Origin of the sequence: Citrobacter sp. MGH105, assembly GCF_001037485.2 — a bacterium.
Lineage (GTDB): Bacteria > Pseudomonadota > Gammaproteobacteria > Enterobacterales > Enterobacteriaceae > Citrobacter > Citrobacter portucalensis.
This window is the reverse complement of record NZ_CP073048.1, coordinates 3339335-3348657: the sequence shown is the minus strand read 5'-3', so window position 1 is coordinate 3348657 and position 9323 is coordinate 3339335. Positions and strand designations below refer to the sequence as shown.

General features: G+C 50.3%; 7 protein-coding genes. 3 read left to right on the top strand and 4 right to left on the bottom strand.

Going from position 1 to position 9323, the window contains the following annotated elements; all coding sequences use genetic code 11:
• Positions 1 to 260: 260 nt before the first annotated feature.
• The 3 genes from ldtD to SK35_RS16290 all read left to right on the top strand — a co-directional run bounded on the left by ldtD (position 261) and on the right by SK35_RS16290 (position 3414).
• On the top strand, positions 261 to 2012 hold the full coding sequence (gene ldtD, locus SK35_RS16300; protein WP_048214566.1) for a L,D-transpeptidase: 1752 nt from the start codon (positions 261 to 263) through the stop codon (positions 2010 to 2012).
• A 177-nt stretch (positions 2013 to 2189) separates the two neighbouring features.
• The gene (locus SK35_RS16295) at positions 2190 to 2738 is read left to right on the top strand and encodes a YcbK family protein (RefSeq protein WP_003831948.1); all 549 of its coding nucleotides are present in this window, start codon (positions 2190 to 2192) and stop codon (positions 2736 to 2738) included.
• Between the two features lie 28 nt (positions 2739 to 2766).
• Positions 2767 to 3414 (top strand): MBL fold metallo-hydrolase, encoded by a 648-nt coding sequence (locus SK35_RS16290; RefSeq protein ID WP_048214565.1) that lies wholly within the window; start codon positions 2767 to 2769, stop codon positions 3412 to 3414.
• A 53-nt stretch (positions 3415 to 3467) separates the two neighbouring features.
• Here SK35_RS16290 and aspC read toward each other — a convergent pair whose 3' ends face one another.
• From aspC to pncB, 4 genes are all read right to left on the bottom strand, one after another.
• Positions 3468 to 4658: an aspartate transaminase gene (gene aspC, locus SK35_RS16285; RefSeq protein ID WP_048214564.1), complete on the bottom strand. Its 1191-nt coding sequence runs from the start codon at positions 4656 to 4658 to the stop codon at positions 3468 to 3470.
• 183 nt (positions 4659 to 4841) lie between these two features.
• Positions 4842 to 5930, bottom strand: coding sequence for a porin OmpF (gene ompF, locus SK35_RS16280; protein ID WP_048214563.1), 1089 nt, complete (start codon positions 5928 to 5930; stop codon positions 4842 to 4844).
• A gap of 600 nt (positions 5931 to 6530) precedes the next feature.
• On the bottom strand, positions 6531 to 7931 hold the full coding sequence (gene asnS / locus SK35_RS16275; RefSeq protein WP_048214562.1) for an asparagine--tRNA ligase: 1401 nt from the start codon (positions 7929 to 7931) through the stop codon (positions 6531 to 6533).
• Between the two features lie 166 nt (positions 7932 to 8097).
• Positions 8098 to 9300 carry a nicotinate phosphoribosyltransferase gene (gene pncB / locus SK35_RS16270; protein WP_020996513.1) on the bottom strand — a complete coding sequence of 401 codons (1203 nt, stop codon included), beginning with the start codon at positions 9298 to 9300 and terminating at the stop codon, positions 8098 to 8100.
• Between the last annotated feature and the right edge of the window lie 23 nt (positions 9301 to 9323).

Sequence of the window (9323 nt, the reverse complement as noted above, 5' to 3'; positions counted from 1 at the left end):
GTAAAAAGGCGGCTACATGGCCGCCTTATTTTTTTCCGAAAAGACTTCATGCCTGGTGTGATTTCTTTAGACTTCTTTACATTAGGTTAGGCAAAAAGTTTTTGATGTTTATATACTAAAGGTGAGCCTAACGCGTCACAGGCTTGCTCGTCATACTTCAGTTTGTATTGGCGTTTTACAGGTCCGACCCTCGTCAGAATAAAGGGGAATACAGACGGCCTGGCTATTCAGAGTATGATAAAGAAAACAGGGGGCAAGGGATGTTGCTTAATAAAATGTGTGGTCGTCGGCTGTCGGCAATCAGTTTGTGCCTGGCCGTAACATTCGCTCCACTGTTCAATGCTCAGGCCGATGAGCCTGAAATGATCCCTGGCGATAGCTCTGCGACCGTCAGTGAACAGCCAACAGCGTTATCGCAGCCGCAGGTTCAATCTTCTGCGACGGCTATCATGGCGGGTATTCAACCGCTGCCAGAAGGCGTGTCTGTCGATAAAGCCCGCGCCGAAATACACTCTCAACTGCCAGCAGGTTATACGCCGGTTTACATGAGCCAGCTGGAACTGCTGTATGCCGCACGCGAAATGAAGCTGATGTGGGAAAATCGTGATGCGGTAAAGGCATTTCAGCAACAGTTAGCCGAGGTCGCAATTGCCGGCTTTCAGCCGCAGTTCACTACCTGGGTTGCACTTCTGACTGACCCGGCAGTAACCGGTCAGGCGAGAGACATCGTGCTCTCTGATGCGATGATGGGGTATCTGCACTTTATCGCTAACATCCCTGTCAAAGGTAATCGCTGGCTTTACAGCGATAAGCCCTATGCGCTAACGACGCCGCCGATTTCCGTCATCAACCAGTGGCAGGTCGCACTGGATAACGGTCAACTGACTTCATTTGTGGCCAGCCTTGCGCCTCAACATCCGCAGTATGCAGCCATGCATGAATCACTGCTCAAGCTGGTGGGCGATACACGTCCCTGGCCGCAGCTCACCAGTACAGTAACGCTGCGTCCGGGGGATTGGAGTAATGACATTCCCGCGCTGCGTGAAATTTTGCGGCGAACCGGGATGCTGGAGCCTGCCGTCAGTACGTCTGGCAAAGAAGGGCGTGGCACCTACGATCGTGAATTGGTTGATGCGGTAAAGCGTTTTCAGACGTGGCAGGGACTTGGCGCAGATGGCGCGATTGGTCCAGCCACACGTGACTGGCTGAACGTGACGCCTGCTCAGCGTGCGGGCGTGCTGGCGTTAAATATTCAGCGCTTACGCCTGCTGCCGAGTGAGCTGTCTACCGGTATCATGGTGAACATTCCTGCCTATTCGCTGGTTTATTATCAGAATGGCAATCAGGTGCTGGCCTCGCGCGTTATTGTCGGGCGTCCCGATCGTAAAACGCCGATGATGAGCAGTGCGCTAAATAACGTGGTCGTTAACCCACCGTGGAACGTTCCGCCGACGCTGGCACGTAAAGATATTCTGCCTAAGTTATGGAATGATCCGGGATATCTTGAACGTCATGGCTATACCGTAATGCGCGGCTGGAACAGTAAAGAGACGATAGATCCGTGGCAGGTTGATTGGGCGACCATCACTGCGTCCAATCTGCCGTTCCGCTTTCAGCAGGCTCCGGGTGCACGTAACTCGCTCGGACGCTATAAATTCAATATGCCGAGTTCGGACGCTATTTATCTGCACGATACGCCGAACCACAATCTGTTCCAGAAAGATACGCGGGCGTTAAGCTCCGGATGCGTGCGTGTGAACAAGGCATCTGAGCTGGCGAATATGCTGCTACAGGACGCGGGTTGGAATGATTCACGCATCTCGGATGCCCTGAAGCAAGGGGATACGCGGTATGTGAATATTCGCCAGAATATTCCGGTCAACCTCTACTATCTGACCGCATTTGTCGGCCCTGATGGGCGCACGCAGTATCGTACAGATATTTACAATTACGATCTGACAGCGCGATCCAGCGCACAAATTGTGTCAAAAGCCGAGCAATTAATCAGATAAATGAAGCAGTTCGAGGAAAATGATTGTCGTAAGTTATGCTGGAAACGGGGCAAAATGGCTGTGAGCCCCGTATTTCCTGGGGTTGGGAGCCTTGACGTGGACTACTTAGCCAGATAAGGTTTCCCGCGTGCGCTAGAGCATACATACGATAACATTGACCTTGTAGACCTTAATACCATGGACAAATTTGACGCTAATCGCCGCAAACTGCTGGCGCTTGGTGGTATTGCCCTCGGCGCTGCCATCTTGCCTACGCCTGCGTTTGCAACACTCTCTACCCCACGTCCGCGTATATTGACTCTGAATAACCTGCATACCGGTGAGTCAATAAAAGCAGAGTTTTTTGATGGCAGGGGCTATATTCAGGACGAATTAGCAAAACTTAACCACTTTTTCCGTGACTTTCGGGCCAATAAAGTGAAATCCATTGACCCGGGATTGTTTGATCAACTCTTCCGTCTGCAGGGCCTGCTTGGCACGCGTAAACCCGTACAGCTGATCTCAGGCTATCGCTCTATCGATACCAATAATGAACTCCGTGCACGTAGCCGTGGTGTGGCCAAGAAAAGCTACCACACTAAAGGTCAGGCCATGGATTTTCATATTGAAGGCATTGCATTAAGTAATATTCGCAAAGCTGCGTTATCTATGCGCGCAGGTGGTGTAGGATACTACCCCAGCAGTAACTTTGTGCATATTGACACCGGCCCTGCACGGCACTGGTGATCCATAAGCTTAATGAAACAGGAGCTGTATGAACTATCGTATTATTCCGGTCACTGCCTTCGCCCAGAACTGCTCGCTAATCTGGTGTGAGCAAACTCGTCTGGCCGCGCTGGTCGATCCCGGCGGCGATGCCGAGAAAATCAAACAGGAAGTGGATGCCAGCGGTCTGACGCTAATGCAGATCCTGCTTACTCACGGTCATCTTGACCATGTTGGAGCGGCGGCTGAACTGGCACAGCATTATGGTGTACCGGTTATTGGCCCGGAAAAAGAAGATGAGTTCTGGTTACAGGGACTCCCTGCTCAGAGCCGCATGTTTGGCCTGGGAGATTGTGAGCCGCTGACGCCCGATCGCTGGTTGAATGAAGGTGACCGGATAAGCGTTGGCAACGTGACGTTACAGGTTCTGCATTGTCCGGGTCATACACCGGGACATGTGGTCTTCTTTGATGAGCAATCAAAATTACTGATTTCTGGTGATGTGATTTTCAACGGTGGCGTAGGGCGCAGCGATTTCCCGCGCGGTGATCACAGCCAACTGATCGATTCGATTAAACGTAAACTATTGCCGTTAGGCGATGACGTGACGTTTATTCCGGGTCACGGCCCACTCTCTACGCTGGGTAATGAACGGCTACATAACCCGTTCCTGCAGGATGAAATGCCTGTCTGGTAATTCGTTTAATAAATAAAAAGGCCGCGTTTGCGGCCTTTTTTGTGTGCGATAGATTACAGTACTGCGACAATCGCTTCGCACAGCGGCGCCATATTATCTGGCGTCATTCCTGCCACGTTTACGCGTCCGGAAGCGACGGCATAGACGCCAAATTCTTCACGCAGACGCAGAACCTGCTCTTTGGTCAGGCCGCTAAATGAGAACATGCCGTTCTGTTTGATGATAAAGCTGAAGTCGCGGTTTGCACCTTTCTCCTGCAGCGTATTCACGAACAGTAGACGCATGCGCTGTATGCGTTGGCGCATATCAGTCAGTTCCTGTTCCCAGATAGCACGCAGCGCGTCGTTGCTCAGAATAGTGGCAACGACGGAAGCGCCGTGTGCTGGCGGGTTGGAGTAGTTAGCGCGAATGGCGGATTTCATCTGGCTAAACGCACGGTCAACGGTTTCAGCATCGGCTGCAACCAGCGTACAGGCGCCTACGCGCTCATTGTACAGACCAAAGTTCTTGGAGTAGGAGCTAGCGACGATCAGCTCTTTGTGCAGCGCTGCGAATGCGCGCAGACCTTCTGCATCTTCTTCCAGGCCACGGGCAAAGCCCTGGTATGCGAAGTCGAACAGCGGTAACCAACCTTTTTCGACAGACATCTGAGCCAGCGTTTGCCACTGTTCCAGCGTAGGATCGATGCCGGTAGGGTTATGGCAGCAGCCGTGGAATAGCACCACGTCGCCAGCCTGCGCTTCGCTGAGGCTTGCCAGCAGCGCATCAAAATCTAACGAGTGGTTTGCTGCATCGTAATAGTTGTATTCACAAACTTCCAGGCCTGCAGAGTTAAAGACGCTCTTATGGTTCGGCCAGCTTGGATTGCTCACCCATACGCGTTTAGCCGACGTATTTTTTGCCAGGAAATCAGCTGCCACACGCAGTGCACCAGTGCCGCCAGGGGTCTGTGCTGTACGTGCGCGTTTGTCGTTGATAAGCGAACTCTCTTTACCAAACAGTAATTCCTGAGTGCAGCGACCAAACTCTGGAATACCGTCAATGCCAAGGTAATTTTTGGTGGTTTCATTTTCCAGTATATATTGCTCGGCTTTTTTAACGCTGGTCAGCACCGGCGTTTTGCCTGTCTCATCTTTATATACACCGATCCCGAGGTTTATTTTTCCAGGGCGGTCATCGGTACGAAACAAATCAGCCAGACCCAAAATGGGGTCGGCAGGAGCGGCGGTAATGTTCTCAAACATGACGAGGTTCCATAGTGATTACAGAAGGGAAGTCCGCTATCAGGTTAACGGTAGATTTACAAAATGCCAACCGTTACTGACGAAAAGCTGAGGTGTTTTTTTAAGACGCAAGAATCCGCTAGCAGAGATAAAAAAACAGGACCGAAGTCCTGTTTTTTAGGCATTTAACAAAGAGGTCTGCTATTAGAACTGGTAAACGATACCGACTGCTACGGTGTCGTCAGAGTTCACACCCAGTTTGTTGTCAGAATCGATCTGGTTGATCTGGTAGTCAACATAGGTGGACATGTTTTTGTTGAAGTAGTAGGTTGCGCCCACTTCAATGTAGTTCACCAGATCTTCGTTGCCTACACCTTCTACGTCTTTCGCTTTAGATTTGTTGTAGGAAATGGACGGGCGCAGACCGAAATCGAACTGGTACTGAGCGACAACAAAGAAATCTTGCGTTTTGTTGGCGAAGCCGCTGGTGGTCACGCCATTCTGGGTAGTAGAGAGGCGGGTTGCGTTACGGGTTTCACCGTAGTTCGCTGCCAGGTAGATGTTGTTAGCATCATACTTCAGGCCGGTTGCCCACTGCTCAGCTTTTTTGCCGCCGTTAGCGTAGAAAGAGTTTTCCTGCGCATTGGTACGGTCAGCTGCACCGTAAGCACCAACGATACCGAAGCCATCCATTTCGTAGCTTACAGAACCGCCAACGCCGTCGCCGTTAGAACGACCGGTATTGCCATCACGCTCGTTTTTACCCAGATACTGGATACCGAAGTTCAGGCCGTCAACCAGACCGAAGAAGTTAGAGTTACGGTAGGTCGCAACACCACCCACACGGCCAACGAAGAAGTTGTCGCTGTACGCGGTATCACCACCAAATTCTGGCAGCATATCGGTGTAACCCAGGGCATCGTAAACGATACCGTAGTTACGACCGTAGTCGAAAGAGCCCAGATCGGCATATTTCAGACCGGCAAATGCCAGACGGGTTTTGTTACCGTTCTGAGCGTCGCTGCCGCCTTCAGAGTTGTTACCGGCAAAGTTGTATTCCCACTGACCGTAACCGGACAGATCGGAATTAATCTGAGTTTCCCCTTTGAAACCAAGACGGGCATAAGTCTGATCGCCATCGTTGCCAGCGTTATCAGAAAAATAGTGCAGACCTACGGTTTTACCGTATACATCCAGCTTGTTACCATCTTTGTTATAAACTTCTGCAGCGTTAGCTGCCCCGGCTACCAGCAGAGCAGGGATAACCACTGCCAGAATATTGCGCTTCATCATTATTTATTACCCTCATCGGTTTTTATATGACACCTGCCACTGCCGCCAATAAATTCCGTCAATGAAAATTTACGGAACTATTGATGAGAGTTTGGTGTCTTTATGTGTCTGACAGGCATCTTTCCATTCAAACTACCGTTTCGCTACCGTCAAAGTGCTACAAATATAAAGATTTGGTTTCAAAAAGAAAAAATGTGTAACAAGATGTTATTTTTGTGCAACTTTGTGAACAGCGTCAAACTTCGGATACCCCTGCGCTGAAAATTCTCGTTTTTATTTCTATTTATATGATTTTCTTATGTTTAATTTTGCTAAGGTTATTTTTTATCCGTTATACCGGAAAGTTCGGCTTTTACAGGTAACGATTTTTGGACGTCTGGAGTGCCGTGCGAAAGGCTAAAAAATGTACTATTTAATCAGAAAATGCTAATCCACAATAAAATTGATGATTATTTTTTGTGCAAATGTATTGCGATGAAATATTACGTAACAGGTGGAGGGGGTTGAAAGGTTGTGTTTAACGTGAGATGGGTATCCAGATAACACGAAAAGGGTATAAAAAAGGCCAGCAATGCTGGCCTTTGAAACAATAACGCACGTTTAGAAGGTGGCGTTACGTGGAGTACGCGGGAACGGAATAACGTCACGGACGTTCTGTACGCCGGTGACGTAAGCGATCAGACGCTCGAAGCCCAATCCGAAGCCGGAATGCGGAACGGTACCGTAGCGACGCAGGTCGCGATACCACCAGTAATCCTCTTTGTTCAGACCCATTTCCAGCATACGGGCATCCAGCACGTCCAGGCGCTCTTCACGCTGAGAACCACCGATGATTTCACCGATTCCCGGGGCCAGTACGTCCATTGCAGCAACGGTTTTACCGTCTTCGTTAAGGCGCATATAAAACGCTTTGATATCTTTCGGGTAGTTTTTCACTACCACCGGCGCTTTAAAGTGCTCTTCAGCAAGGTAACGTTCATGCTCAGAAGACAGATCCACACCCCAGTAAACTGGGTTTTCGAACTGTTTATCGCATTTTTCCAGAATGCTTACCGCGTCGGTGTAGTCCACCTGCGCGAAGTCAGCGTCAATGAAACGTTCCAGGCGTGAAATCGCGTCCTTGTCGACACGTTCAGCGAAGAATTTCATATCATCCGCACGCTCTGCCAGTACGGCTTTAAACGCGTACTTCAGCATCGCTTCAGCCAGGCCTGCAACATCATTCAGGTCAGCAAAAGCCACTTCTGGTTCCAGCATCCAGAACTCTGCCAGGTGACGACTGGTGTTAGAGTTTTCTGCACGGAACGTCGGGCCAAAAGTATAAATTTTAGACAGAGCGCAGGCGTAGGTTTCACCGTTCAGCTGACCGGAAACGGTCAGGAAGGCTTCTTTACCAAAGAAGTCTTTGTCGAAATCGACTTTGCCCTGATCGTTACGCGGCAGGTTTTCCAGATCCAGCGTAGAAACACGGAACATTTCACCGGCACCTTCCGTATCGGAAGCGGTGATCAACGGAGTCGATACCCAAAAGAAACCCTGCTCGTGGAAGAAACGATGCAGAGCTTGCGCCAGCGTATGACGTACACGCGCTACCGCACCAATCATGTTGGTACGCGGACGCATGTGCGCCACTTCACGCAGATACTCAATGCTGTGACGCTTGGCTGCCATTGGGTAAGTGTCAGGATCTTCAACCCAGCCGGTGACTTCAACCTCAGTGGCCTGAATTTCAAAGCTCTGTCCTTGTCCAGGAGATGCAACGACTTTACCCGTTACGATAACTGAACAACCCGTCGTCAGGCGCAGTACGTCCTGATTGTAATTGGGCAGAGAATTATTGATGACGGCCTGTACAGGATCAAAGCAGGAACCGTCATAAACGGCGAGGAAGGAGATGCCAGCTTTTGAATCTCGGCGGGTACGCACCCATCCGCGCACGGTGACTTCGCTGTCAACGGCTACGCGGCCCTGGAGTACGTCGGCTACAGGCACAACGCTCATAATATTCTCTCTGTTAATAGTCGGATATATAAACACATGTCCACCCGTAATGGGGGGATACCTATGTTACCTGGCATCTGCAATCAGACAAGCAGAATTCGTAGCTGGAGTGAAAGATTTCGGAAATAAACGCGAAAAAGGGAGCCAAAATGGCTCCCTGGAAGGCTTAACTGGCTTTTTTGATATGCGGGAGATCGAAGGCTTTGCGCAGTGCACGAACAAATGCTTTATCGTGGCAGATGGTTTTACCCGGGCTGTCAGATAACTTCGCCACCGGTTTGCCGTTACATTCCACCAGCTTGATCACAATATTGAGTGGCTTAACCTGCGGAATGTCGCATGTTAGCCGTGTCCCAATACCAAAACTCAACTGTACGCGGGAAGAGAAGTGGCGGTAGAGTTCAATCGCTTTTTTCAGATCGAGATTATCTGAGAAGACCAGCGTTTTGCTCAGCGGATCAATACCCAGTTTTTCATAATGAGCGATGGCTTTTTCACCCCATTCCACCGGATCGCCTGAGTCATGGCGTAACCCTTGGTAGCGGGTAGCGAACTCAACGCCAAAGTCGCGTAAAAATGCGTCCATGGTGATGCAATCGGTCAATGCAATGCCGAGTTGATCAGGGTATTCATTTAACCAGGCTGCCAGGGCTACGCGCTGGCTGGTGGCAAGTTCTGGACTGATTTGCTGATGAGCCTGGAACCACTCATGCGCCTGCGTACCCATTGGGGTTAATGACAGGCGGCGGGCCAGATCGTAGTTACTGGTGCCGACAAACCAGGGCTCTTGCTGCAGGCGTTTAACGATAGCCTGCTGTACTTCGCGCGAAAAACGACGACGCGTACCGAAATCCATCAAATGGAAGCGGGACATATCGACATCTTTCGTTAAAGCAGAGAATTCTACTAGTTTGCTTTCCAGCTCATCGAGTGCCTGCGGGACGCCTGATTCGGGCGAACGGTAACGGTGCACCAGTTCACTGATAACCGCCAACAGCGGAACTTCCCACATGATCACTTCACGCCACGGCCCGGTTAAGCGGATGTTCAGCTTGCCGTTATCATTAGTGACGTGAACCTGTTCCGGGTTATAGCGGAAATCACGTAGCCAGGTGAGGTAATCAGCTTTAAAGAATGGCAGGCCGGAGAGCCACTGGTACTCATCCTCCTGCAGTCGCAGGTGCTGCATAGCATTCACCTGCTCACGAATAGAATCGGCATAAATACCGAGCAGGTCATCGCCACGGCAACGAAATTCAGCCGCTACTTGTACATCATAGTAGTGGTGAAAAACGGCTTGCTGCATATGCAACTTATAAGCGTCTGTATCCAGCAGCGAGTGCAGAACAGGAGAAGCGAATTGTGTCATAGGTGCGCAGTAGCATCCTCTCA